We start from the raw sequence: 25410 nt of genomic DNA, 5'->3' as shown, positions 1-25410 counted from the left end.
TAAAACAACCCATACGGTGCTACGCTGAAAAAATGACCAGAACGACGGCCCACGAGACCCCCGAGCGCCCCACCAGCCCCGTGATTCCCATCCGCCCGATCGAGGCGATGGGGCGCGGCAAGGCGCGCCACACGCCCAAGGGGCGGCAGACCTCACCCGAAGCACGCGAGCGCGTGGCCGCGCTGTGCGATGGCCTGGCGCCGCGCGCCGACCTGCTGATCGAACACCTGCACCGCCTGCAGGATGCCGAGGGCGCGCTGCGCCACGGCCACCTGGCCGCGCTGGCCGAGCGCCTGCGGCTGAGCCAGGTCGAGGTGTTCGAGGTCGCGAGCTTCTACCACCACTTCGAGATCGTGGACGACGCCGCGCCCGTGCCACGGACCGTGGTGCGCGTGTGCACCAGCCTCTCGTGCGCCATGGCCGGCGGTGAGGAACTGCTGGCCGATCTGCAGACCGCGCTGGCGGGCGATGACACGGTGCGCGCGCAGGCCGCGCCCTGCATCGGCCAGTGCCACGTGGCGCCGGCCGCCTGCGTGGGCCAGCGCCAGCTGCCGCAGGCCAGCGTGGCTGGCGTGCAAGAGCTGTTGGCCAGCGGCGAGACCGGGCCGCGCCAGCTGCCCGAGCCAGCCGCCGCTGAATTCAAACAGCTGCGAAGCCTGCTCGCGGGTGCGCTCAGCGCCGAACAGGTCCTGACCGAATTGAAAGCCTCCAACCTGCGTGGCCTGGGCGGCGCGGGCTTTCCGTCCTGGCGCAAGTGGGAGACGGTGCGCGCCCAGCCCGGCCCGCGCCACATGGTGGTCAACATCGACGAAGGCGAGGTCGGTACCTTCAAGGACTGGCAGGTGCTCAGCAGCGCCGAGGCCGGCGCGCCGCAGATGCTCGAAGGCCTGCTGATCGCCGCCGAGGTGGTGGGCATCTCGCACGCCTGGATCTACCTGCGCGACGAATACCACGACGTGCGCGAACTGCTCACGCGCGAACTCGCGCGGCTCGACGCCACCCTGCGCTCGCTGATCGAACAGCACCCCGGCTACACGCCCCCGCGCATCGAGCTGCGGCGCGGCGCGGGCGCCTACATCTGCGGCGAAGAGTCGGCGCTGATCGAATCGGTGGAAGGCAAGCGCGGCCTGCCGCGGCTCAAGCCGCCCATCGTGGCGATGCACGGCGTGTTCGGCCGGCCCACGCTGGCGCACAACCCCGAAACGCTGTGGTGGCTGCCGCTGATCCTGGCCAAGGGCGGTGCCTGGCTGGCCGGCGAGGGCCTGCGCGGGCGCACCGGCCTGCGGCGCTTCTCGGTCTCGGGCCGCGTCAACAAGCCGGGCGTGCACCTGGCGCCCGCCGGCATCACCTTGCGCGAGCTCGTCAACGAACACGCGGGCGGCATGGCCGAAGGCCACACGCTCTACGCCTACCTGCCGGGCGGGGCCTCGGGCGGCATCCTGCCGGCCTCGCTGGCCGACGTGCCGCTGGACTTCGACACCCTGGTTGACCACGGCAGCTTCATCGGCTCCATGGCCGTGGTGGTGATGAGCCAGCACGACACGGCGCGCGGCGCCGCGCTCAACCTCATGCAGTTCTTCGAGCACGAGTCCTGCGGCCAGTGCACACCCTGCCGCGCCGGCACCACGAAGGCGGTGCAGCTCATGCAGGCGCCGGTGTGGAACGCGCCGCTGCTCGGTGAGCTCTCGCAGGTGATGCGCGACGCCAGCATCTGCGGCCTGGGTCAGGCCGCGCCCAACCCGGTGGATAGCGTGCTGCGCTTCTTTGCCCATGAAGTGAACGCCGGAGGTGCGGCATGAAGACCGACGACCTGCCCCTGGACGCGACGCCGATCGCCTTCACCCTCAACGGCCGCGCGCTGGAAGCCGCGCCCGGCGAGAGCATCCTGAAAGCCGCGCAGCGCGCGGGCGTGGAGATTCCGCACCTGTGCCACAAGGACGGCCTGCGCAGCCCCGGCAACTGCCGCGCCTGCGTGGTCGACATCGAAGGCGAGCGCGTGCTCGCGCCCTCGTGCTGCCGCGCGCCCAGCGCCGGCATGGTGGTGCACAGCGACAACGCCCGCGCCAGCGCCGCGCAGAAGACGGTGCTGGAGCTGCTGCTGTCCGACGCGCCCGACACCGCCGCGCTCAAGTTCGACAGCGAGCTGGCGCACTGGGCCGAGGTGGCTGGCGCCTTGCCCGGGCGTTTCTCCGCGCGCGCCGCCGCCGCGCACGACCTGAGCCACCCGGCGATGGCGGTCAACCTGGACGCCTGCATCCAGTGCACGCGCTGCATCCGCGCCTGCCGCGAGACCCAGGGCAACGACGTGCTGGGCCTGGCCTTCCGGGGCGGCCACGCGCAGATCGTGTTCGACCAGAACGACCCCATGGGCGCCAGCACCTGCGTGGCCTGCGGCGAGTGCGTGCAGGCCTGTCCCACGGGCGCCATCGCGCCGGCCAATGGCGCCTTCGCCAAACCCTCGCAGCAGCAGGTCGACTCGGTCTGCCCCTTCTGCGGCGTCGGTTGCCAGCTCACCTACCACGTCAACGACGACAAGATCGAACACGTCGAAGGCATCGCCGGGCCGGCCAACGAAGGCCGCCTGTGCGTCAAGGGCCGCTTCGGCTTCGACTACGCGCACAGCCCCGAGCGCCTCACGCGCCCGCTGATCCGCCGCGCCGGCGTGCCCAAGGACCCGCACGGCGAGCTGCGCCGCCTCACGCCCGAGCAGGTGCGCGAGCGCTTCCGCGAAGCCAGCTGGGACGAGGCGCTGGACGCCGCCGCCGAAGGTTTCCGCCAGGCCCTGGCCGCGACACCGGCGCGCGGGCGCCAGGGCCCGGTGGCCGGCTTCGGTTCGGCCAAGGGCACGAACGAAGAGGCCTACCTGTTCCAGAAGCTGATCCGCACCGCGTTCGACACGCACAACGTGGACCACTGCACCCGCCTGTGCCACGCTTCCAGCGTGGCCGCGCTGATGGAAGGCCTGGGCTCGGCGGTGGTCACCAACCCGCTGCGCGACGTGCAGTTCGCCGACTTCGTGCTGCTGATCGGCGCCAACCCGGCGCAGAACCACCCCGTGGGCGCGACCTGGATCAAGAACGCGGTGAAGAAAAACGGCCTGAAGCTGGTGCTGGCCGACCCGCGCCGCACCGAGCTCGCGCGCCACAGCTGGAAGCACCTGGGCTTCAAGTCCGGCACCGACGTGGCCCTGCTCAACGCGCTGCTGCACACCATCGTGTTCGAAGGCCTCACCGACCCGGCCTACATCGAAGCCCACACGCTGGACTTCGCGCAGCTCAAGGCCCACCTGGTGGACTTCTCGCCCGAGGCGATGGCGCCGGTCTGCGGCATCGACGCGGCCACGCTGCGCGAGGTCGCGCGCGCCTACGCCACGGCGAAGAACGCCATGATCCTCTGGGGCATGGGCATCAGCCAGCACACGCACGGCACCGACAACGCGCGCTGCCTGATCGCGCTCGCGCTGGTCACCGGCCAGATCGGTCGGCCCGGCACCGGCCTGCACCCGTTGCGCGGCCAGAACAACGTGCAAGGCGCGAGCGACGCCGGGCTCATCCCCATGGTGCTGCCCGACTACCAGCGCGTGGCCGACGGCCCGGCGCGCGAGAAGGCCGAGCGCCTGTGGCACCTCGCGCCCGGCACGCTGCGCAGCGAACCCGGCCTCACGGTGGTGGAGATCGTCGACGCGGCCCACCGCAAGGAGATCCGCGCCATGCTGATCCAGGGCGAGAACCCGGCCATGAGCGACCCCGACGCGGCCCACGCGCGCGAGGCGCTCGCGGGGCTGGACCACCTGGTGGTGCAGGACATCTTCCTCACCGAGACCGCCAGCCTGGCCGACGTGGTGCTGCCCGCCACCGCCTGGCCCGAGAAAACCGGCAGCGTGACCAACACCGACCGCTGCGTGCAGCTCGGCCGCAAGGCCGTGCCCGCGCCGGGCGACGCGCGCGCCGACGCCTGGATCACCGAACAGCTCGCGCGCCGCCTCGGCTTGGGCTGGACCTACGGCGTCGCCGCCGACGGCAGCGGGACGGACGACGCCGCGCAGGGCATCGGCGCGGTGTTCGAGGAAATGCGCGCCCTCATGCCCAGCATCGCCGGCCTGTCGTGGTCGCGCCTGCGCCGCGAGGGCGCGGTCACCTACCCGGTGGCGGACGACGCCGACCCCGGCCAGCCGGTGGTGTTCACCGACGGCTTCCCCACGCCCAGCGGCCGCGCCTCGCTGGTGGGGGCGGTGCTCACGCCGCCGGCCGAGCAGCCCGACGCCGAATTCCCCATGGTGCTCATCACCGGCCGCCAGCTCGAACACTGGCACACCGGCAGCATGACGCGGCGCAGCGGCGTGCTCGACGCGCTCGAACCCAGCCCCGTGGTGAGCCTGCACCCCGAGACCGCCCGGCGGCTCGGGCTGTGGGCAGGCGCGCAAGCGCAGGTGCGCTCCCGGCGCGGCGAGGTGGCCCTGCCGGTGCGGATCGACGACGGCATGCCACGCGAGACCGCCTTCATTCCTTTCGCCTACGCCGAGGCCGCGGCCAACCTGCTCACCAACCCCGCCCTGGACCCGGTGGGCAAGATCGCGGAATTGAAGTACTGTGCGGTGGACGTGCGGCCCGTCGTGGCCGCGCGAGATCCGGCCCGGCATTGACCTGCCTCAACGCGGCAGATTGACGGGGCTCCTACGATGAACCCTCCGCCCGACGGGTGGGGCGGTTCACATCTCATGCAAGGAGAGCCACCATGTTCAAGAAAATTCTCGTGCCCACCGACGGTTCCACGCTGGCCGCGCAGGCCACCACGGTCGCGTTGGGGCTGGCCAAGAGCCTGAACGCGCAGATCATCGGCGTCAACGTGATCGACCCGTTTCCGTACATCGGCATCGGCGACGCCTCGGCCGTGGGCCTGCAGGCCTACCTGACCGAAGCCAAGAGCGCGGCCGGCCAGGCGCTGGACGCGGTGCGCCAGGCCTGCGAGGCCCAGGGCGTGGTGTTCGCGGCGGGTGACACCATCGAACGCAACGTGGTCTACGAAGGCATCATCGAAACGGCCGAGGCCGAAGGCTGCGACCTGATCGTGATGGGCTCGCACGGCCGCCAGGGCGTGAAGGCGCTGATCCTGGGCAGCGTGGCGCAGAAGGTGCTGACGCACGCCAAGGTGCCGGTGCTGATCGTCAAGGGCTGAGGGCCGACCGTTCGGCGCCTGCCCATCGGGGTGAACCCTTGGATGGGGCCCCTGCCTGACCCGCTGACAGCGAGTTGACAGCGGGGCTTCCTAGCATCTCTTCCACAGATGGCGCGCCGTGCCGCGCCACACCGGAGGAGACATGCGGCGCAATCAATTCCTCATGGCACTGGGTGGCTGGGCGGCGGCGTCTTGCCTGCCCGCGCGCGCCAGCGGCGCGGACCGCCTGTCCGTGCTGATCCCCGCGAGCGCGGGGGGCGGCTGGGACGCCACCGGCCGCGCGCTCGGTGCGGCGATGGTCGCGACCGGGCGCTACCGCGAGGCCGCCTACGACAACCAGGGCGGCGCCGCGGGCACCCTGGGCCTGGCCGCCTTCGTCCAGGAGGCGCGGGGTCAGCCGAATGCCCTGCTCATCATGGGCGCGGTCATGATCGGTGGCCTGGTGTCGTCGAAGACCCCGCTGCGCCAGCTGCAGCAGTGCACGCCGATCGCGCGCCTCACCAGCGAGTACAGCGCCTTCGCCGTGGCCGCCGGCTCCCCGATCCGGTCGCTGGGCGCCGTCGCCGAGCGGCTGCGCCAGGCCCCCGGCAGCGTGCGCTTCGGGGGCGGTTCGAAGGCCTCGACCGAGCACATCGCCGTCTCGATGTTCGCGCGCAGCCTGCGCGTGCCGCCGCGGGAGATCCGCTACCTGCCCCATGGCGGCGGCGCGGACGCGGTGGCCGCCCTGCTCAAGGGCGAGATCGATGTGGTGGGCGGTGGCTACGGGGAACTGGCCCAGGGCATCGCCCGAGGCCAGCTGCGCTTGCTCGGTGTGACCGCGCAACGACGCCTGCCCGGCTTGCCGGACGTGCCCACGCTCAAGGAGCAGGGCTACGACGTCACCATCGGCAACTGGCGCGGCGTTTACGGCGCGCCCGGCATCAGCGACGCTCAGCGCGCCGCGCTCACGCAGGCGGTGGCCGAGGCCGTGAAGTCGCCGGCCTGGCGGCAGCCCGCCGAGCGCCATGGCTGGACGCCCGCGTTCACCACGGGCCGGGACTTCGAGGCCTTCGTCGAATTCGAGTACGCCGCCACGACGGCGATCCTGTTCCTGTCGGGCATGTTGTAGCCCGGCGCGCAAGGGGCCCTTTGTGGGGTGTTGACGCGGCGCCGCCCGGTGCCGCGTCTTTTTTTTGGGTCAGCGGCGGAATTTGCCGCTGGCGTCCACGATGGACAGGTCGGCGAAATCCAGCCCGGTGTGGTTGCTCGGGCTGTAATGCACGGTCAGGCCACCCAGGTCGTAGCTCTTCAGGTTCTCCAGCGCGTCGCGCAGGGCCACGGGCGTGGGATTCGGGCCGGCGCGGCGCAGGCCTTCGGTCAGCACCTTGGCGGCGGCGTAGCCTTCCATCATGGCGGGCGACACACCCGCCAGGCCCTTGGCCTTGGCGAATTCCTGCGCTTCCTTGATCAGGCCATAGGCCACCGAGCGCTCGTTGGGGAACACCTGCGTCACGATCACGCCGCGCGGCGTGTTCGCCCAGCAGCTTGATGAAGCCGTCCGAGGCGTTGTTCGAGAGCGTGACCACCTGCGCGCGCGAACCGGCGGTGCGCACCGCCTTGACCGCGTTGGCGGTGTTGCCGGCCGAGCCGATCACCATCACCGCCTGCGCGTTGCTCTCGTTGACCCGCTTGGACAGCTCGGTGAAGTCGGGCTTGTCGCGCGGGAACTTTTCATGCAGCACCGGCTTGAGCTTGGCCTTGTCGAAGCCCTTGAGCGCCCCGGCCGCCGAATCGGCGCCGAAGGAATCGTCGGTCTCCAGCACCGCGATGCGCGTGATGCCGATGCTCGCCAGGTGTTCGATGGCCTTGGCGGCCTCGCGCTGGTAGGTGGCGCGCACGTTGAACACCCAGGGGTTGACCGGCTGGTGCAGCGCCATGGCGCCGGTGCTCGGCCCGACCAGCGGCACCTTGAGCTCGGCCAGCATGGGCAGCAGGGCCTGCGAATGCGGCGTGCCGCGGTTCAGGAACAGGGCCAGCACCCGCTGTTTCGTGACCAGTTCGCGCGCCACCTCCACCGTGACCTTGGGGTCGAACTTGTCGTCCACCGTGATCAGCTCGATCTTCTGGCCGTTGACACCGCCGCGCGCGTTGATGGTGTCGAAGTACAGCTGGGCCCCCTCGTGGTTCTCCTTCACCCCGGCCGCCACCGAGCCGCTGAAGCCCGAGGGCATGCCCACGCGCAGCTGGGCCCAGGCGGGGGCCGCGAACACCAGCAGCCCGGCCAGCCCCCAGGCGGTCCAGACCGGGCTTGAAAACAAGCGAATCCGTTTCATATAGGCGTCTCCTTGGGTGAGCCGAGTCTATGCAGCCCGCGGGCGCGGGAAATTGTGGATATGACCTACCGCACCGATGTTTTGTCACACCCCTCCGTAGAATCTTTGCGTCCCCCTCTGGAGCCCATGCATGTCCGATGCCTTTTCTGCCCGCCGATCCACCCGTGGGCGCGATTTCAACCGTGTCCGAGGCCGAAGGGCGCGACCACCCGACGGAAGGCGGCTCCGGGCTGATCCGCATCCGGGGCGCGCGCCAGCACAACCTCAAGAACCTCGACCTCGACATCCGCACGGGTGAGCTCACCGTGGTCACCGGGCCCAGCGGCTCGGGCAAGTCCAGCCTCGTGTTCGACACCCTGTTCGCCGAAGGCCAGCGCCGCTACGTCGAGACCTTCAGCGCCTACGCGCGCCAGTTCCTGGACCGCATGGACAAACCGGCCGTCGACCGGGTCGACGGTGTGCCGCCAGCGATCGCGATCGACCAGACCAACCCGGTGCGCTCCTCGCGCTCCACCGTGGGCACCATGACGGAGCTCAACGACCACCTCAAGCTGCTGTTCGCGCGCGGCGCCGACCTGTTCGACCGCGAGACGGCGCTGCCGGTGCGGCACGACTCGCCCGAATCGATCTATGCCGAGCTCAAGGCGCGCGCGGCGCGCCAGGGCGATCCGCGCCTGGTGCTGACCTTCCCGGTGGAGTTGCCGGCCAGCACCACGCCCGAGGAAGTGGAGCAGTGGCTCTCGGCCAGCGGTTACACCCGCGTGCAGGCCGAGCGGGTGGTGCAGCGCGAGGTGGCGCCGGTGGAGGCCAAGACCCCCGCCAAGGGCAAGGCCAAGGCGGTGGCGCAGCGAATCGGTCAAGGTGCTCGACGTGGTGGCCGACCGCTTCCGCATCGGCACGGTCGAGCCGGCGCGCGCGATGGAGGCGATCGAAGCCGGGCTCAAGCGCGGCAGCGGCAAGCTGATGGTCTATGTGCTGGCCGAAGAAGGCGAGCCCGAGATCTGGCGCTTCAGCACCGGTCTGCACTGCCCGGAAAGCGACATCCGCTATAGCGAACCCACGCCCTCGATGTTCTCGTTCAACTCGGCGGTGGGCGCCTGCGAGGCCTGCCGGGGCTTCGGGCGCGTGATCGGGGTGGACTACGGCCTGGTCATCCCCAACGACAAGCTCACGCTGCGCGCCGGCGCGGTCAAGGTGTTCCAGACACCCGCGTGGAAGGAATGCCAGGACGACATGATGCGGCACGCCGAGTCCGCCGGCATCCCGCGCGACACACCCTGGGCCAAGCTCACGCCCGAGCAGCAGCACTGGGTGAAGGCCGGTTCGCCCTTGTGGAACGGCAAGTGGAACCAGCAGTGGTACGGCGTCGACCGCTTCTTCGAGTACCTGGAGAGCAAGGCCTACAAGATGCACATCCGGGTGCTGCTGTCCAAGTACCGCAGCTACACCGAGTGCCCGAGCTGCCACGGCGCGCGCCTCAAGACCGACAGCCTGCTCTGGCGCATCGGCAGCAAGGCCCAGGCCGACGCGGTGCTGCCCGCGCAGAAGCGCTACCTGCCTCAGGGCGTGAAGTGGAGCCGCGCGCAGCTCGAAGCCATGCCCGGTCTGTGCCTGCACGACCTGATGCTGATGCCGCTGGACAAGCTGCGCGGCTTCTTCGCCGCGCTCGACGCCACGCTGGCGCCCGTGGGCAGCGACACGGCCGCCGCCGGCCAGGCCCAGGCCTTGCGCCTGCTGTTCGAGGAAATCAACACCCGCATCCGCTACCTGTGCGAGGTCGGCATCGGCTACCTCACGCTGGACCGCCAGAGCCGCACGCTCAGTGGCGGCGAGGTGCAGCGCATCAACCTCACCACCGCGCTGGGCACCTCGCTGGTGAACACCCTGTTCGTGCTCGACGAACCCAGCATCGGCCTGCACCCGCGCGACATGGCGCGCATCAACGACGCCATGCTGCGCCTGCGCGACGCGGGCAACACGCTGGTGGTGGTGGAGCACGACCCGGCCGTGATGCTCGCGGCCGACCGCCTGATCGACATGGGCCCGGGCCCGGGCGAGCGCGGCGGGCAGATCGTGTTCGACGGCACGCCCGAAGCGATCCGCTCGGCCGACACCCTCACCGGCGCCTACCTCGGTTCGCGCAAGACCATCGGCATGGGCTTCAAGCGCATGGTCACCGACAGCACGCCGCGCCTCATCCTCGAAGGCGCGCGCGAACACAACCTCAAGGACGTGTCGGTCGAGTTCCCGCTGCAACGCCTGGTGGTGGTCACCGGCGTGTCCGGCTCGGGCAAGTCCAGCCTGATCCAGGACGTGCTGGCGCCCGCGCTGCTGCGCCACTTCGGCAAGTCCACCGAGAGCCCGGGCGCGCACGACCGCCTGCTCGGGGCCGACCACCTGAGCGAGGTCGTGTTCGTCGACCAGTCGCCCATCGGCAAGACGGCGCGCTCCAACCCGGTGAGCTACGTGGGCGCGTGGGACGCGATCCGCGCGCTGTTCGCCGAGGCGCCGTTGTCGCGCCAGCGCAGCTACACGCCGGCCAAGTTCAGCTTCAACAGCGGCGACGGGCGTTGCCCCACCTGCGGCGGCTCGGGCTTCGAGCACGTGGAGATGCAGTTCCTGAGCGACGTGTACCTGCGCTGCCCGGACTGCGACGGCAAACGCTACCGGCCCGAAATCCTGGAGGTGAAGATCCAGCGCGGAGGCCGTTCGCTCAACGTGGCCGACGTGCTGGACCTCACCGTGAGCGAGGCCGCCGCGCTGTTCGCGGGCGACCGCGAGGTGATCCGCGTGCTGCAGCCCATCGTGGACGTGGGCCTGGAGTACGTGAAGCTGGGCCAGCCCGTGCCCACGCTCTCGGGCGGCGAGGCGCAGCGCCTCAAGCTCGCGGGCTTCCTGGCCGAGGCTTCGAAGAACAGCAGCGCGAGCCGCCAGGCGGTGGCGCGCAAGGGCACGCTGTTCCTGTTCGACGAGCCCACCACCGGCCTGCACTTCGACGACATCGCCAAGCTCATGCGCAGCCTGCGCAAGCTGCTCGACGCCGGCCACTCGCTGGTGGTGATCGAGCACAACCTGGACGTGATCCGCTCGGCCGACTGGCTGATCGACCTGGGCCCCGAGGGCGGCGATGCGGGCGGCCTGATCGTGGCCGAGGGCCCGCCCGAGGCCGTGCGCGAACACGCCAGCAGCCACACCGCGAAGGCTTTGCGCGAGTACGCGCTGGCCATGGGCGAGGTGCACGAAGTGCGCGAAGGCCGGGCCAAGGGCCTGCAGCCGGCGCGCGCGCGCAACGAGGGGCCACACGCCCACGCCATCCGCATCGTCAACGCCAAGGAGCACAACCTCAAGAACCTGAGCGTGGACATTCCGCGCGGCAAGTTCAACGTCATCTCCGGCGTGAGCGGCTCGGGCAAGTCCACGCTGGCTTTCGACATCCTGTTCAACGAAGGCCAGAGGCGTTACCTGGAGAGCCTCAACGCCTATGCGCGCAGCATCGTGCAGCCCGCGGGCCGGCCCGAGGTGGACGCGGTCTATGGCATCCCGCCCACGGTGGCGATCGAACAGCGCCTCTCGCGCGGTGGCCGCAAGTCCACCGTGGGCACCACCACCGAGGTCTGGCATTTCCTGCGCTTGCTGTACGTGAAGCTGGGCACGCAGCACTGCATGTACGACGGCGCGGTCGTGATGCCGCAAAGCCCCGACAGCATCGTCGCCGCCATCCTGGCGCGCTACAAGGGCCGGCACATCGGCCTGCTCGCGCCGCTGGTGGTCAACCGCAAGGGCGTGTACACCGAGCTGGCCGACTGGGCGCGCCCGCGTCGCGCACACCCACCTGCGGGTGGACGGCGAGTTCCTGCCCACCACCGGCTTCCCGCGCATCGACCGCTTCAAGGAGCACACCATCGAACTGCCGGTGGCCGACTTCGTGGTCAGCGCCGACGACGAGACCGCGCTGCGCCAGCAGCTCACCAAGGCGCTGGAGATCGGCAAGGGCCAGGTGCACGTGCTCTCGCCGCTGGACGGCCTGGCCCAGGCGCTGGCCGAAGGCCGGTCCACGCGCGAGCTCGGCAAGCTGGAGGTGTTTTCCACCACGCGCGCCTGCCCGGAGTGCGCCACCAGCTACCCCGAACTCGACCCGCGCCTCTTCTCGTACAACAGCAAACATGGCTGGTGCCCCGACTGCGTGGGCACCGGCGTGAAGCTCTCGCGCGACCAGCTCAAGGCGCTGGACGATTCGGTGCGCGACGACAAGGAAAAAGGCCGCGAGCAGAGTTTTGCCGAACCCGAGGTGGATGGCGTGACGGACGAGGTCTGCCCGTTCTGCTCGGGCAAGCGCCTGAACCTGCAGGCCCGCTCGGTGCGTTTCGCCGGCGTGGGCATTGCCGACGTGGCCCGCCTTTCGGTGCGCGAGGTGCGCGCCTGGGTGCAAGGGTTGATGCAAGACCTGGCGCTCAGCGCGCGCGAGGCCGACATCGCGCGCGACCTGCTGCCCGAGATCGAAAGCCGGCTGGCCTTCCTCGAAGAGGTGGGCCTGAACTACCTCACGCTGGACCGCGGCGCGCCCACGCTCAGCGGCGGCGAGGCGCAGCGCATCCGCCTGGCGGCGCAGCTGGGCAGCAACCTGCAGGGCGTGTGTTACGTGCTCGACGAGCCCACCATCGGCCTGCACGCGCGCGACAACGCCATCCTGCTCAACGCGCTGCACAAGCTCGGCGACCAGGGCAACACCCTGGTGGTGGTGGAGCACGACGAGGACACCATCCGCCGCGCCGACCACATCATCGACATCGGCCCGAGCGCGGGCAAGCGCGGCGGGCGCGTGGTGGCCCAGGGGTCGGTGGACGACCTCTCGGCCAACGCCGACTCGGTGACCGGGCGCTACCTGCTGCACGCGATGAAGCACCCGCTGCAGGCGCGCCGTGGCGTGCTGCCGGCGCTGGACGACAGCGCGCCCTGGCTGCGCGTGCGCGGCGCGAAGCTGCACAACCTGAACGAGCTCGACGCCGCGGTGCCGCTGCAGCGCCTGGTGGTCATCACCGGCGTGTCGGGCTCGGGCAAGTCCACGCTCGCGCGCGACGTGCTGCTGACCAACGTGGCCGCCGCCGTGAGCCAGCGCAGCACCAAGGCCGGGCGCGACGCCATGGACAAGGGCAAGCACCCCGCCTGGAGCGGCTGCGCCAGCGTGAGTGGTTTCGAGACCGTGGACCGCGTGCTCGAAGTCGATCAGACGCCGATCGGCAAGACGCCGCGCAGCTGCCCAGCCACCTACATCGGCTTCTGGGACACGGTGCGCAAGCTGTTCGCCGACACGCTGGAGGCCAAGGCGCGCGGCTACGGCCCCGGCCGCTTCAGCTTCAACACCGGCGAAGGCCGCTGCCCGGGCTGCGAAGGGCAGGGCATGCGCACCATCGAGATGAGCTTCCTGCCCGACGTGAAGGTGCCCTGCGAGGTCTGCCACGGCGCGCGCTTCAACCCCGAGACGCTGGCCGTGACCTGGAAGGGCAAGAGCATCGGCGACGTGTTGCAGATGGAGGTGGACGAGGCGGTGGACTTCTTCGCCAGCATGCCCAACATCAGCCACCCGCTGCAGCTGCTCAAGGACGTGGGCCTGGGCTACCTCACGCTGGGCCAGCCCAGCCCGACGCTCAGCGGCGGCGAGGCGCAGCGCATCAAGCTGGTGACCGAACTCAGCAAGGTGCGCGACGACGTCACGCGCCGGGGCCAGAAGCCACCGCACACGCTCTACGTGCTCGACGAGCCCACGGTGGGCCTGCACATGGCCGACGTGGAGAAGCTGATTCGCGTGCTGCACCGCCTGGTGGACGGCGGCCACAGCGTGGTGGTGATCGAGCACGACCTGGACGTGATGGCCGAGGCCGACTGGATCATCGACCTGGGCCCCGAGGGTGGCAACGGCGGGGGCCGCATCGTGGCCGCCGCGCCACCCGACGAGGTGGTGCGCCTGGACACGCACACCGGGCGTGTGCTGGGGCCGGTGCTGGCCAGGACGTGATGCCCGAGGGCCAGGTCATCCACATCCACGCCGAGGCGCCGGCCAAGCCGGTTCTGGGCGCGCCGTGCAACGGCTGCGGGGTGTGTTGCCTGGCCGAGCCTTGTCCTTTGGGGCGGGTGATTTCGCGCAAGCGCGTGGGCGCGTGCGACGCGCTGCGCTGGGACGGCGCCTTGTCGGTCTACCGCTGTGGCGCCATCACCGACGCGCGGGGCGTGCTGGGCCCGCGCTGGCGCTGGGCGGCGCCGGTGTTCCAGCGGCTGGCGCGGCGCTGGATCGCGGCCGGCGTGGGGTGCGACGCGGCGTTGCAGGCCGAACGCGGCGGCTGAGCGCTCAGCGCGCGAGCAGCCAGACCACGCCCACCGCCAGCACGGCCAGGGCCCCCATCAGCAGGCGCGTGCGCTTGCGCAGCAGGTCCACGGCACCCACCAGGCGCGCGTTCTGCTCGGCCAGTTCGGTCAGGGTCTGCGCCATCTGGGCCTGCACCGCGGCCTGCTGGTCGATCAGCTGCCGCGCTTCGATCAGGCGGTTCTTGAGTTCCCCCAGGGTGGGCGGGGCGTCGCCCAGGTCCAGCGGCACCGGCGCGGTCGTGCCGGCGGGTGGCGCCTTCGAGCGGTCCAGCAGCTTGCGCGCGGCGTTGAGCACCGTGGGCGCGTGTTCGATCACGTCCCCCCAGGGGATCACTTTCAGGGCAACCAGCCAGGGAATGGCGATGAGGAGATCCTTTCTCTTGTCAGGTTAGGAGGCCCTCAGCCGCGTGGGGTTCCTTCAGATGGGGCCGAAACGGTCCGTCTCAACAGCCACCAGCCCAGGCCGGCGACCGACAGCAGCAGGGCCGGGAAGCCCAGCGTGGGCGCCCACTGCAGCGCGGCGGCGCCCAGCGCGGGCGCGAGCACCCCGCCCAGGGTGTAGGACAGCACCAGCACGGCGGTGCTGTTGACCAGGGTGATGCCTTCCTCGCGCGAGCCGATGTCGATCATCGCCAGCGTGTACAGACAACCGCCCGCGCCGCCCCAGAGGAAGGCCACGGGCGCGGCCAGCCAGGGCGTGCCGGCCACGAAGGGGATGACCAAGGTTGCGCAGCAGGGTGATCAGGGCGCAGACCCGCATGATCGCCAGGCGCGCGCGGTGGCCGTCGCCCCAGCGCTGCGCCGGGTGGTGGGCCATGCGGTCGGCCAGCACGCCGGCCGGCAGCATCATGAGCGCGCTGCCCAGGCCGCTGGCCGAGACCAGCAGCGCCGCCACGGTGGCGCCCAGGCCCAGCGCCAGGCCGTAGAGCGGCAGGATGGACGTGAGGCCGCTTTCGAAGAAACCGCCGACGAAGCCCACGGTCATGATCAGCGGATGGGCCAGCAGCGCGTGCCACACGCCCGACAGGCCCACCTTCGCGCTGTGCGCGTCGGCCGCGTCGGGCAGGCGCGGGATCAGCAGGCTCCAGACCAGGCCGATGGCCATGAAGCCGAGCGCGATCCACAGGGCCGCGTCGCTGTCGGCGCCGACCCAGGCCAGCATGAGCGGGCCGACCACGAAGGTGATGCCCACCATGGTCTCGAAGATGCCCACGTAGCGCCCGCGCTGCCCGGGCGGCGAGAACTCGGCCACCACGGCCTCGGCCAGCACCCAGCGCAGGCCCGAGGCCATGCCGGCGGCGATCTTGAACACGAACCAGAGCCACAGCAGCGGCGTGAAGGCGAAGCCGGCGGTGGCGATCACCGGGATCAGCGCGGCCAGCCACAGCGTGGGCCGCCGGCCCAGGCGCTGCGTGATGGCCGAGGCGAACGGCGTCATGAAGAACACGCCGAGCCAGCCGCTGGCGGCGAACACACCGGCCAGCGCGGTCGATTCGCCGCCGCCCTTGAGGCGCAACAGCAGCAGCGGCGTGAGCATGAAGTAGCCCACCAGCTCGAAGAAGGTGGAGCCGAAGATCGCGACCAGGCCGAGCCGGGCCTGGGCGGGTGGGTGCTCCGGCAGGGGGCCGGTGGGCGGCAGCGGGTGTTCGCTCATGCGCCCGCGGCCCGCGCGCCCAGCACCGCGTCGGCCACCTCGGTGAAGCCCGCGCCGCGCTCGCCCGCGGCCACGTAGCGCGGGTGTTGCGTGAGCGCGCCCCAGAAGCGCGCGACGTTCGCCACGCCCACGCTGTGCGGGAAATGGCCGAACATGCGCGCGTCGTTGGTCGAGTCGCCGACATAGACCCAGCGGTCGAGTTCGTCGTCGAGCGAGCGGCCCAGGCGCGATCGCACGATCCAGCGCGCACCGGCCAGCTTGTCGTGCTCGCCGATCCAGCCGTTGATGTGGATGGAGCTCACGGTGGCGTTGAGGCCCTCGCTTTTCATGAGTTGCACCACCGTGGCGATGTCGGCTTCGCTCAGGTGGGCGAACTCGCTGTGGTCGATCGCGATGTCGGTCTCGCGCCCCGGGCTGTCGGTGGCCAGGCGGGCCTGCGGCAGCTCGGCCAGCACGCGCCGCGCGGTGGCCTGCAGCTTCGCGAAATGGGCGGCGCGCGTGGCCGCGTCCTGCAGGTAGTCGCGCCTGAGTTCGCCCGAGTCGCCGCGCCACAGCGCCACGGCGCCGTTCTCGGCCACGATGGCGTCCACCGGCCAGGCCAGCGCGAAGGCCTCGCTCCAGCCGGCGGGCCGGCCCGTGATGGCGAACACCGGCAGGCCGGCGGTGCGCAGGCGGTGCAAGGCGTCCAGGGCATCGGGGGTGATCGCGCCCTCGGTCGTGAGGGTGTCGTCGATGTCGGTCAGCACGCCGTGGATGCGGGCGCGGTCCGTGGCGGGCCAGAGGGTGAGGGGATTCATGCGCATGGAAGGCGGGCAGTGTCGCACAGGGCCCCGGGCGCCGCAGGTGCCACCGGCGACGCGCGGCAGGGGGCAGATCGAGGCCGCTGCGGTAGAATCGCGCGATCCGAGGAGCGTTGCAGCGCCCCCACTGAACACTTCAGCAGCGGGGCGTGAGGCTCGGACCATCCATGCAACGACGCTCATCCACATCCCGTGCGATGAGTTCTTTTTGACTCAATGCCAGATGTGGTTTGTCCATCCTTTCCGGAGCGAACCATGAATGCACGTCTGAACAACCCGACCGCCGACAGCGCGATCGCCGACCTTTCCCTGGCCGAGTGGGGCCGCAAGGAAATCCGCATCGCGGAAACCGAAATGCCCGGCCTGATGGCCATCCGCGAGGAATTCGCCGCCGCCAAGCCGCTCAAGGGCGCGCGCATCACCGGCAGCATCCACATGACGATCCAGACCGCGGTGCTGGTCGAAACCCTGCAGGCCCTGGGCGCGAGCGTGCGCTGGGCTTCGTGCAACATCTTCTCCACGCAAGACCACGCCGCCGCCGCGCTGGTCGCGCAGGGCACGCCGGTGTTCGCGCACAAGGGCGAGACCCTGGCCGAGTACTGGGATTTCACCCACCGCATCTTTGAGTTCGGCGCCGCCGGCACGGAAGGCGAAGGCCCCAACATGATCCTGGACGACGGCGGCGACGCCACGCTACTGATGATCCTGGGCCAGAAGGCCGAGAAGGACCTTTCGGTCATCAGCAAGCCGACCAGCGAAGAAGAAACCTGCCTGTTCGCCGCCATCAAGGCCAAGCTCGCGCAGGACCCGACCTGGTACACCCGCAAGGCCAGCCAGATCATCGGCGTGACCGAAGAGACCACCACCGGCGTGCACCGCCTCAAGGAAATGAGCGTCAAGGGCACGCTGCCGTTCCGCGCCATCAACGTGAACGATTCGGTGACCAAGAGCAAGTTCGACAACCTGTACGGCTGCCGCGAATCGCTGGTCGACGGCATCAAGCGCGCCACCGACGTGATGATCGCCGGCAAGGTCGCCGTGGTCGCCGGCTACGGTGACGTGGGCAAGGGTTCGGCCCAGGCGCTGCGCGCGCTGTCGGCCCAGGTGTGGGTGACCGAGATCGACCCCATCAACGCCCTGCAGGCCGCGATGGAAGGCTACAAGGTCGTGACCATGGAGTACGCCGCCGACAAGGCCGACATCTTCGTGACCACCACCGGCAACAAATCCATCATCACGCACGACCACATGGCCGCGATGAAGGACCAGGCCATCGTCTGCAACATCGGCCACTTCGACAACGAGATCGACATCGCCTCGATCGAGAAGTACGAATGGGAAGAGATCAAGCCGCAGGTCGACCACGTCAAGTTCCCCGACGGCAAGAAGATCATCCTGCTGGCCAAGGGCCGCCTGGTGAACCTGGGCTGCGGCACCGGCCACCCCAGCTTCGTGATGTCGAGCTCGTTCGCGAACCAGACCATCGCCCAGATCGAGCTGTTCACGCAGCCGAAGAAGTACGAAGTGGGCCAGGTCTACGTGCTGCCCAAGCACCTGGACGAGAAGGTCGCGCGCCTGCACCTGAAGAAGGTCGGCGCCATGCTGACCGAGCTGACCGACGAGCAGGCCGCCTACATCGGCGTGAGCAAGGCCGGCCCGTACAAGCCGGACACCTACCGGTATTGATCGCGCCCATGCGGGCCGACCAGCTGCTCGTCGAGCGCGGCCTGGCCGCCACCCGTTCGCAGGCCCAGCGGCTCATCGCCGCGGGCGTGCAATGGCGTGCGCCGGGTGGCGACTGGACAGCGGTCACCAAGAACGGCGAGGAGCTGCGCGACGCGGCCGAGCTGCGCCTGCTGGACACGGCGGAGACGCGCTATGTGTCGCGCGGCGGCCTCAAGCTGGAAGGCGCGCTGCGCCACACCGGCCTGGACGTGAGCGGCCTGCGCTGCCTCGATGTGGGGCAGAGCAGCGGCGGTTTCACCGACTGCCTGTTGCAGCGGGGCGCGGCGCGGGTCATGGGGGTGGACGTGGGCCAGGGCCAGCTGCACCCGCAGCTCAAGGGCGATCCGCGCGTGATCTGCATTGAAAAATGCAACGCGCGCGATCTCTCGGCCCAGGCGCTGCAGGACGCGGGTGGCGCGCCGCCGTTCGATCTGATCGTGGGCGACCTGTCGTTCATCTCGCAGACCCTGGTGTGGCCGGCCCTGGTGCCGCTGCTGGCGCCGGGCGGGCAGATGCTGATGCTGGTCAAGCCGCAGTTCGAGCTGCAGCCCGGGCACATCGGCAAGGGCGGTCTGGTGAAGGACGCGGCGAGTTACGCCATCGTGCGCGATCGCATCGCGCAGGCCTGCGAAGAGCAGGGCCTGCGGATGCGCGACTACGTCGAGAGCGCGATCACCGGGGGTGACGGCAACCGCGAGTTTTTTGTGTATGCGAGCAAGTGATGTAAGGAGGGGGCCGTGAGTCTTCCCATCAGCCTGGAATTTTTCCCGACCAAGACGCCCGAAGGCGCGGTCAAGCTGCGCGCGGTGCGCCAGCAGCTCTACGCGCTCAAGCCCGAGTTCTGCTCGGTGACCTTTGGCGCCGGTGGCTCCACGCAGGACGGCACGCTGCAGGCCGTGACCGAGATCATGGGCGAGGGCTGCCCCGCCGCGCCGCACCTGAGCTGCATCGGCCAGTCGAGCGCGAGCATCCGCGAGCGCCTGGCGGCCTACGCGGCCGCTGGCATCCGCCGCATCGTGGCCCTGCGCGGTGACCTGCCCAGCGGCTACGGTGTGGGTGGCGAGTTCCGCTACGCCAGCGACCTGGTGGCCTTCGTGCGCGCCGAGACCGGTGACCGATTCCACATCGAGGTGGCGGCCTACCCGGAAACGCACCCGCAGGCCCGCTCGCCCGAGGCCGACCTCGAGGCCTTCGCGGCCAAGGTGAAGGCCGGTGCCGATTCGGGCATCACGCAGTACTTCTTCAATGCCGATGCCTACTTCCGCTACCGCGACGAGCTGCAGCGCGTGGGCGTGGACGTGCCGGTGGTGCCGGGCATCATGCCCATCACCAGCTCCACGCAGCTGATGCGCTTCTCCGACGCCTGCGGCGCCGAGATCCCGCGCTGGATCCGCATGCGCCTGCAGGCCTTCGGCGACGACACCGCGTCCATCAAGTCCTTCGGCCTGGACGTGGTGACCGACCTGTGCGACCGCCTGCGCGGCGGCGGCGTGCCGGGGCTGCACTTCTACACCATGAACCAGAGCGGGGCCACGACGGACATCGTCCAGCGCCTCGGTCTTGCATGAGCCTCAAGCCCGCGGTCACGCTGGCGCTGGCCACCTTGTTGTGGCTCGGCGGCTGCGCGACGCGAGCGCCGGACATGCCCGACCTGGGCAGCGTGCCCGATGCCTCGGCCGACGACACCGACACCCCGGACGCCAGCGAGAGCGTCATCGCGCGGGGCCTGGCGTCCTGGTACGGCGAGCCTTTCCACGGCCGGCGCACCGCCAGCGGCGAGGTCTACGACATGAACGAACTCACCGCGGCCCACAAGACCCTGCCGTTCGGCACCCGCGTGCGCGTGCGCCACGCCCGCACGGGCAAGGAGGTGACGGTGCGCATCAACGACCGCGGCCCGCACGTGCCGGGCCGCATCATCGACCTCAGCCGCGCGGCCGCGTCGGCGCTGGGCATCGTGCAGGGCGGCGTCGGCCGGGTCGTGCTGTTGCGCGACTGACGCGCGTGGCTTGACCTGCGTCAAGCAACCCGCACCAGCGGGGCCAGGTCTCCGGCCGGTTTGACGTGGCGCAACGCCGCGCCACGCACGGTCTTCTGTAATGGACGCGGGGATTCTCCCGAGTCAACGCAACACAGAAGACCATCATGAATACGCACCACTTCGCCCTGGCCGCCCTCGCGTCCACCTGCCTGCTCGCCTCGGGCGCCGCCCTGGCGCAGGACGACTTCCAGGCCGGCAGCGTGCTCGTGCGCGCCCGCGCCGTGCACCTGGACAGCGCCGACAAGGACGGCACCGGCCTGGGCCTGGCCATGAACAACAAGGGCTTGCCCGAAGTCGACGTGAGCTACTTCTTCAGCAAGCACCTCGCGGCCGAGCTCATCCTCACGGTGCCGCAGAAACACACCCTCACGTCCAACGGCGCGGCCATCGGCACGCTGCGCCACCTGCCACCCACGCTGACCGTGCAGTACCACTTCGACGCGCCCGGCTTCAAGCCCTACGTGGGCGCGGGCCTCAACTACACGCGCTTCAGCTCGGTGCACCTGCTGGGCGGCGCGGCCGACGTGAAGCGCCACAGCTTCGGCCCGGCGCTGCAGGTGGGGGTGGACATTCCGCTGAGCAAGCAGCTCTACCTGAACGTGGACGTGAAGAAGGTCTTCATCAAGACCGACGTGAGCGCCGGTGGCGCGAAGATCGGCCAGTTCAAGGCCGACCCCGTGCTGGTCGGCGTGGGCCTGGGCTGGCGCTTCTGAGCGACAGCTTCAGCGCTCGTCGTAGCTCACCACCACGCGGTCGGTGGTGGGCCGCGCCTGGCAGCTCAGCACGAAGCCCTTGTCGGTTTCCCAGGGCTCGAGCGTGAAGTTCTTGTCCATCTGCACCGCGCCTTCCATCACCTTGGCGCGGCAGGTGCAGCACACGCCGCCCCGGCACGACCAGGGCAGGTCCAGTCCGGCGTTCAGGGCCACGTCGAGCACGCGCTCGTCGCGGTTCATGCGCAACTGGTGCGGCTTGCCATCGAGCACCACGGTGAGCGCGACCTCGCCCTCGGCGCGCACGGCCGGCTGGCCGAGCACGGCAGCCCGGCGCTGCGCGGCGGGCAAGGCCTCCAGCGTGGGCGAGGTGAAGCGCTCGGTGTGCACGCGGTCGGGGCGCACGCCCGCATCGAGCAAGGCCTTTTCCGTCGCCTCGATCATGGCCTCGGGGCCGCAGATGAAGACCTCGTCCATGCTGCCCACGGGCAGCAGGGTGTCGATCAGGGCGCGCACCTTGTCGGCGTCGATGCGGCCTTCGAGCAGCGGCACTTCCTGCGCCTGGCGCGAGAGGATGTGAATCAGCGTGAGGCGGTCCGCGTAGCGGTCCTTCAGATCCTGCAGCGACTCGTTGAACATCACGCTGCCCATGCGGCGGTTGCCGTACACGAGGGTGAACTTCGAGGCGGGCGACTCCTCCAGCGTGCTGGCGATGAGCGAGAGGATGGGCGTGATGCCCGAGCCGGCCGCGAAGCCCACGCGGTGCACCGCGCGCGGCTTGTGCACGGTGAAGCGGCCGTCGGGCGGCATCGCCTTGAGCGTGTCGCCGGCCTTCAGGGCGGTCGCGGCCCAGTTGGAGAACACGCCGCCGTCCACGGGGCGGATGCCCAGCGTGAGTTCACCGCGCTGCGTGAGCAGGCTGCGCGGGCTGCTGATGGAGTAGCTGCGCCGCACGTCCTGGCCGTCGATGGTGGCGCGCACGGTGAGGAACTGGCCGGGCTCGAACGCGAAGGTGGCGCGCTGCTCGGGTGGGATCGCGAAGGTGATCGCCACCGCGCCGGCGGCCTCGGGGCTGATGCGGGCGATCGGGAGTTCGTGGAAGCGGGCGGCGGTGGACATGGCGTCAATAAGGCTTGAAGTAGTCGAACGGTTCCAGGCAGTCGAGGCAGCGGTACATCGCCTTGCAGGCGGTGGAGCCGAAGGGCGAGGTCTCGGTGGTGTGGGTCGAGCCACACTGCGGACAGGGCACGGTCTCGCGGCGCAGGGCCTGGCGCGAGAACTTCAGCGGCGCGGCGGAGGCCGGCGGCTCGCTGCCGCATTGTGGTGGCGCGATGCCGTAGGCGCGCAGCTTCTCGCGCGCGGCCTCGCTCATCCAGTCGGTGGTCCAGGCCGGCGCGAGCTGCGTGACCACGCGCGCGGTGAGGCCCGCGTTCGCCAGCGCGGCGCGCACGTCGTCCTCGATCTGGCCCATGGCCGGGCAGCCGCTGTAGGTCGGCGTGATCACCACCTCGGGAACACCGTCCGAGCCGGTGCGCACGCCGCGCAGGATGCCGAGCTCGCTCAGGCTGACCACCGGGATTTCCGGGTCGGCCAGGCCGGCGAGCGCGTCATGGATTTCGGTGTGCATGGTGGGCGCTCACCACACGGCCTGCGGATGCGTGCGTGCCAGGCTCTGCATCTCGGCGAGCAGAAACCCCATGTGCTCGGAGTGCACGCCGTGTTTGCCCTGCGGCACATGACCCTGCACGGCGGGGCGCTGCAGCGTGGCCTCGTTCAGCGTGTCGTCCACCAGCGCGTCCCAGTCGGCCTGCAGGCCGGCCGCGTCGACGCCGGTGCCGTTGTGCACCGCGGCGGTTTCGGCCTCGCTGCCGATCCAGAACTCCTGGCAGTAGGGCAGCAGGTGCTGCAGCGCGGCCTGCGCGCGGGCGTGCGATTCGTCGGTGCCATCGCCGAAGCGCACCAGCCAGTCGCTGGCGTGGCGCAGGTGGTAGCGCACCTCCTTCAGCGACTTGGCCGCGATGGCGGCGAGCTGCGCATCGGCCGAGGTCTGCAGCCGGTCCCACACCAGCACCATGAGCGCGCTGTAGAGGAAGTTGCGCGCGAGGGTGGTCGCGTAGTCGCGGTCGCCGGACGCGGTGCTGGCCAGCGGGCCGCTGTGCGGCAGCTCCAGCAGCGTGAGGTTGCGGAACTCGTGCGTGTCGCGGAAGTAGGCCAGTGTGTCCTCGGTCACCGCGCCGTGGGTGCGCGCACCCTGCAGGTGGGCGAAGCGCTGCGCCTGGGCCGGGTCGGCGTTGATCAGCGTGGCCGCGTGCTGGTAGAGCAGGCGGGCCTGGCCGAGCAGGTCCAGGCTGTTGTTGGCCAGCGCGAGGTCTTCTTCGAGGATGGGCCCGTGGCCGCACCATTCGGCGTTGCGCTGGCCCAGCACCAGCGCGTTGTCGGCCAGGTGCAGCAGGTAGTCGATCGGTGCCGTGCCGCTCATCACATGTGCCCCACTTTGTCGGGGATCTCGTAGAAGGTGGGATGGCGGTACACCTTGTCGGCGGCCGGGTCGAAGAAGCTGTCCTTGCTGTCGGGCTCGCTGGCCGTGATGCCGCTGCTTTGCACGACCCAGATGCTCACGCCTTCCTGGCGCCGCGTGTACACGTCGCGCGCCAGGTGCAGCGCGTGCTGGGCGTCGCTGGCGTGCAGGCTGCCGCAGTGCTTGTGCTCCAGGCCCTGCTTGCTGCGCACGAAGACCTCCCAGAGAGGCCATTCCTTCAAGGTGGTGGTGTTCATGCGGCCTCCTTCATGGCACGTTGCTGTTGTTTGCGGGCGTGGGCGAGGGCGGCTTCGCGCACCCAGGCGCCGTCGTTCCAGGCCTTCACGCGGGTGGCCAGGCGTTCCTTGTTGCACGGGCCGTCGCCGTTGACCACGGCCCAGAACTCGTCCCAGTCGATCTGGCCGTAGTCGTGGTGGCCGCGTGCCTCGTTCCACTTCAGCGCCGGATCGGGCAGGGTGACGCCCAGCACCTCGGCCTGCGGCACGGTCGCATCCACGAACTTCTGGCGCAGGTCGTCGTTGCTGATGCGCTTGATGCCCCAGCGCATGCCCTGCACGCTGTTGGGGCTGTCGGCGTCGGGCGGGCCGAACATCGCCAGGCACTTCCACCACCAGCGGTTCACCGCGTCCTGCACCATGGCCTTCTGCTCGGCCGTGCCCTGCATCATGGTCATCAACGACTCGAAGCCCTGGCGCTGGTGGAAGCTTTCTTCCTTGCAGACCCGGATCATGGCGCGCGCATAGGGCCCGAAGCTGCAGCGGCACAGCGGGATCTGGTTCATGATCGCCGCGCCGTCCACCAGCCAGCCGACCACGCCCACGTCGGCCCAGGTCAGCGTGGGGTAGTTGAAGATGGAGCTGTACTTGGCCTTGCCGCTGTGCAGCGCGTCGAACATCTGGTCGCGGCTGGTGCCCAGCGTCTCGGCCGCGCTGTAGAGGTACAGGCCGTGGCCGCCTTCGTCCTGCACCTTGGCCACCAGGATCGCCTTGCGTTTGAGGCTGGGCGCGCGCGAGATCCAGTTGCCCTCGGGCAGCATGCCCACGATCTCGCTGTGCGCGTGCTGGCTGATCTGCCGCACCAGCGTCTTTCGGTAGGCGTCGGGCATCCAGTCGCGCGGCTCGATCTTGCCGTCGGCGTCGATCACGGCGTCGAAGTGCGCCTGCAGGGCGGTGTCATGGGGCACGGCCTTGAGCGGGGTGCCGGATTGGGCGTCGGCGTCGGGCACATTGAAGGACTGGGTGTACATGCGGAATCTCCTGCGCAGTGGGGGTGCGGATCGCAGTATAGCCAATTAGCCGACCGATCGGTCGGCTAATTTTGCAACGCCCGCCCAACGGTTTTCGGAACGGCGGCGCTGCCTGGCCGAGGAGCGGTCGTCTTCTACATCCGCTTACCTTACTCCGTCGGCCCGACCCTAGAGTGGAGCGCATGCAACACCTGTCTCTTCCTGATGAACAACGACTCGCTGGTGTGGGCTTGATCCTGGGGGCCCTGCTGACCTTGACCGCCTGCGGCGGTGGTGGGGGGCGGTGGCGGCGACGCGGGCGCCAGCGGCGGGGCCGATGCGACGATCGGCGTGCCCTCACCGCCGAACAGCGCGGGCGGCGCCGGCTCGGGCAGCGGCGGTTCGACGCTGGTCGCCCTGGACGCCAGCACCAGCTGCAACCTGCCCGACTTCCGCAACAGCTTGCTGCAACAGATCAACGCGGCGCGGGCCGTGGCGCGCAGCTGCGGCGGCACCGCGATGCCGGCGGTCGCGCCACTGGCCTGGAACGACGCGCTGTTCTCCGCCGCCGCGCGGCATTCGACCGACATGGCCGTCAACAACTACTTTTCCCACACCGGGCTGGACGGCCGCACGGCCTCCCAGCGCATCGCCGCCGAAGGTTATGCGTGGTCGTGGGTGGGGGAAAACATCGCGGCGGGGCAGACCTCGGTCTCGACCGTGATGAGCGGCTGGCTCGCCAGCGCCGGCCACTGCGCCAACATCATGCGCGCCGAGTACCAGCACGTGGGTGTGAGCTGCGTGCAGCGCAGCGGCACCACCTACGGCCGCTACTGGACCATGACCCTGGCCCGGCCACGCTGAATCCG

General features: G+C 70.2%; 19 protein-coding genes, 2 pseudogenes and 1 riboswitch. Of the genes and pseudogenes, 12 read left to right on the top strand and 9 right to left on the bottom strand.

Annotation, left to right across the window (positions count from 1 at the left end):
• Window positions 1-32: 32 nt before the first annotated feature.
• The 4 genes from ACFJGX_RS00960 to ACFJGX_RS00945 all read left to right on the top strand — a co-directional run bounded on the left by ACFJGX_RS00960 (window position 33) and on the right by ACFJGX_RS00945 (window position 6283).
• Window positions 33-1799 (top strand): NADH-ubiquinone oxidoreductase-F iron-sulfur binding region domain-containing protein, encoded by a 1767-nt coding sequence (locus tag ACFJGX_RS00960; protein WP_382323017.1) that lies wholly within the window; start codon window positions 33-35, stop codon window positions 1797-1799.
• Complete coding sequence (locus tag ACFJGX_RS00955) at window positions 1796-4642, top strand: molybdopterin-dependent oxidoreductase (protein WP_382327562.1); 2847 nt, start codon at window positions 1796-1798, stop codon at window positions 4640-4642. Before ACFJGX_RS00960 ends, ACFJGX_RS00955 begins: the two co-directional genes overlap by 4 nt.
• A gap of 92 nt (window positions 4643-4734) precedes the next feature.
• Entirely contained in the window at window positions 4735-5175 is a 441-nt protein-coding gene (locus ACFJGX_RS00950) for a universal stress protein (protein ID WP_291120538.1), read from the top strand.
• Window positions 5176-5317: 142 nt separating this feature from the next.
• Window positions 5318-6283 (top strand): Bug family tripartite tricarboxylate transporter substrate binding protein, encoded by a 966-nt coding sequence (locus tag ACFJGX_RS00945; RefSeq protein WP_382323019.1) that lies wholly within the window; start codon window positions 5318-5320, stop codon window positions 6281-6283.
• A 69-nt stretch (window positions 6284-6352) separates the two neighbouring features.
• Here the strand turns inward: ACFJGX_RS00945 and ACFJGX_RS00940 are convergent.
• A pseudogene (locus ACFJGX_RS00940) lies at window positions 6353-7487 on the bottom strand (ABC transporter substrate-binding protein).
• A 182-nt stretch (window positions 7488-7669) separates the two neighbouring features.
• On the opposite strand from ACFJGX_RS00940, the pseudogene uvrA reads away from it, so the two are divergent.
• Together uvrA and ACFJGX_RS00930 are read left to right on the top strand one after the other, a co-directional pair.
• A pseudogene (gene uvrA / locus ACFJGX_RS00935) lies at window positions 7670-13500 on the top strand (excinuclease ABC subunit UvrA).
• A complete protein-coding gene (locus ACFJGX_RS00930) occupies window positions 13500-13826 on the top strand; it encodes a hypothetical protein (protein ID WP_382323022.1) in 327 nt (108 codons plus the stop codon). The pseudogene uvrA and the gene ACFJGX_RS00930 overlap by 1 nt, the downstream one beginning before the upstream one ends.
• Window positions 13827-13830: 4 nt before the next feature.
• On the opposite strand, the gene ACFJGX_RS00925 is transcribed toward ACFJGX_RS00930, so the two are convergent.
• The 3 genes from ACFJGX_RS00925 to ACFJGX_RS00915 all read right to left on the bottom strand — a co-directional run bounded on the left by ACFJGX_RS00925 (window position 13831) and on the right by ACFJGX_RS00915 (window position 16298).
• Window positions 13831-14181, bottom strand: coding sequence for a hypothetical protein (locus tag ACFJGX_RS00925; protein ID WP_382323023.1), 351 nt, complete (start codon window positions 14179-14181; stop codon window positions 13831-13833).
• Window positions 14182-14265: 84 nt separating this feature from the next.
• Complete coding sequence (locus ACFJGX_RS00920; RefSeq protein WP_382327560.1) at window positions 14266-15501, bottom strand: MFS transporter; 1236 nt, start codon at window positions 15499-15501, stop codon at window positions 14266-14268.
• Window positions 15498-16298, bottom strand: a complete 801-nt coding sequence (locus ACFJGX_RS00915; protein WP_382328840.1) for an HAD-IIB family hydrolase — start codon at window positions 16296-16298, stop codon at window positions 15498-15500. The genes ACFJGX_RS00920 and ACFJGX_RS00915 overlap by 4 nt, the downstream gene beginning before the upstream one ends.
• A 102-nt stretch (window positions 16299-16400) precedes the next feature.
• Window positions 16401-16489, top strand: a riboswitch (S-adenosyl-L-homocysteine riboswitch).
• Between the two features lie 67 nt (window positions 16490-16556).
• On the opposite strand from ACFJGX_RS00915, the gene ahcY reads away from it, so the two are divergent.
• From ahcY to ACFJGX_RS00890, 5 genes are all read left to right on the top strand, one after another.
• A complete protein-coding gene (gene ahcY, locus ACFJGX_RS00910; protein WP_382323025.1) occupies window positions 16557-17987 on the top strand; it encodes an adenosylhomocysteinase in 1431 nt (476 codons plus the stop codon).
• An 8-nt stretch (window positions 17988-17995) separates the two neighbouring features.
• A complete protein-coding gene (locus tag ACFJGX_RS00905) occupies window positions 17996-18748 on the top strand; it encodes a TlyA family RNA methyltransferase (protein WP_382323026.1) in 753 nt (250 codons plus the stop codon).
• Between the two features lie 15 nt (window positions 18749-18763).
• Window positions 18764-19594: a methylenetetrahydrofolate reductase [NAD(P)H] gene (metF, locus tag ACFJGX_RS00900; protein ID WP_382162402.1), complete on the top strand. Its 831-nt coding sequence runs from the start codon at window positions 18764-18766 to the stop codon at window positions 19592-19594.
• Entirely contained in the window at window positions 19591-20025 is a 435-nt protein-coding gene (locus ACFJGX_RS00895) for a septal ring lytic transglycosylase RlpA family protein (protein ID WP_382162399.1), read from the top strand. Before metF ends, ACFJGX_RS00895 begins: the two co-directional genes overlap by 4 nt.
• Before the next feature lie 146 nt (window positions 20026-20171).
• Window positions 20172-20780, top strand: coding sequence for an OmpW family protein (locus tag ACFJGX_RS00890; protein ID WP_382323027.1), 609 nt, complete (start codon window positions 20172-20174; stop codon window positions 20778-20780).
• 9 nt (window positions 20781-20789) lie between these two features.
• On the opposite strand, the gene ACFJGX_RS00885 is transcribed toward ACFJGX_RS00890, so the two are convergent.
• The 5 genes from ACFJGX_RS00885 to paaA are packed head-to-tail and all read right to left on the bottom strand — an operon-like array spanning window position 20790 to window position 24562.
• Window positions 20790-21896: a 2Fe-2S iron-sulfur cluster-binding protein gene (locus tag ACFJGX_RS00885; RefSeq protein ID WP_382327558.1), complete on the bottom strand. Its 1107-nt coding sequence runs from the start codon at window positions 21894-21896 to the stop codon at window positions 20790-20792.
• A 4-nt stretch (window positions 21897-21900) separates the two neighbouring features.
• The gene (gene paaD / locus ACFJGX_RS00880; protein WP_382323029.1) at window positions 21901-22404 is read right to left on the bottom strand and encodes a 1,2-phenylacetyl-CoA epoxidase subunit PaaD; all 504 of its coding nucleotides are present in this window, start codon (window positions 22402-22404) and stop codon (window positions 21901-21903) included.
• A 9-nt stretch (window positions 22405-22413) separates the two neighbouring features.
• A complete protein-coding gene (paaC, locus tag ACFJGX_RS00875) occupies window positions 22414-23256 on the bottom strand; it encodes a 1,2-phenylacetyl-CoA epoxidase subunit PaaC (RefSeq protein ID WP_382323030.1) in 843 nt (280 codons plus the stop codon).
• The gene (gene paaB, locus ACFJGX_RS00870; RefSeq protein WP_382162383.1) at window positions 23256-23552 is read right to left on the bottom strand and encodes a 1,2-phenylacetyl-CoA epoxidase subunit PaaB; all 297 of its coding nucleotides are present in this window, start codon (window positions 23550-23552) and stop codon (window positions 23256-23258) included. Before paaB ends, paaC begins: the two co-directional genes overlap by 1 nt.
• On the bottom strand, window positions 23549-24562 hold the full coding sequence (paaA, locus tag ACFJGX_RS00865; protein ID WP_382327556.1) for a 1,2-phenylacetyl-CoA epoxidase subunit PaaA: 1014 nt from the start codon (window positions 24560-24562) through the stop codon (window positions 23549-23551). Before paaA ends, paaB begins: the two co-directional genes overlap by 4 nt.
• Window positions 24563-24892: 330 nt before the next feature.
• Between paaA and ACFJGX_RS00860 the strand changes: the two genes are divergently transcribed.
• Entirely contained in the window at window positions 24893-25405 is a 513-nt protein-coding gene (locus ACFJGX_RS00860; RefSeq protein WP_382323031.1) for a CAP domain-containing protein, read from the top strand.
• Window positions 25406-25410 lie beyond the last annotated feature (5 nt).

This window comes from Hydrogenophaga sp. UC242_50 (genome assembly GCF_042697355.1).
Taxonomy (GTDB): Bacteria; Pseudomonadota; Gammaproteobacteria; order Burkholderiales; family Burkholderiaceae_C; genus Hydrogenophaga.
The sequence above is the reverse complement of the archived record's forward strand: the minus strand, read 5'-3'. Positions and strand labels throughout refer to the sequence as shown.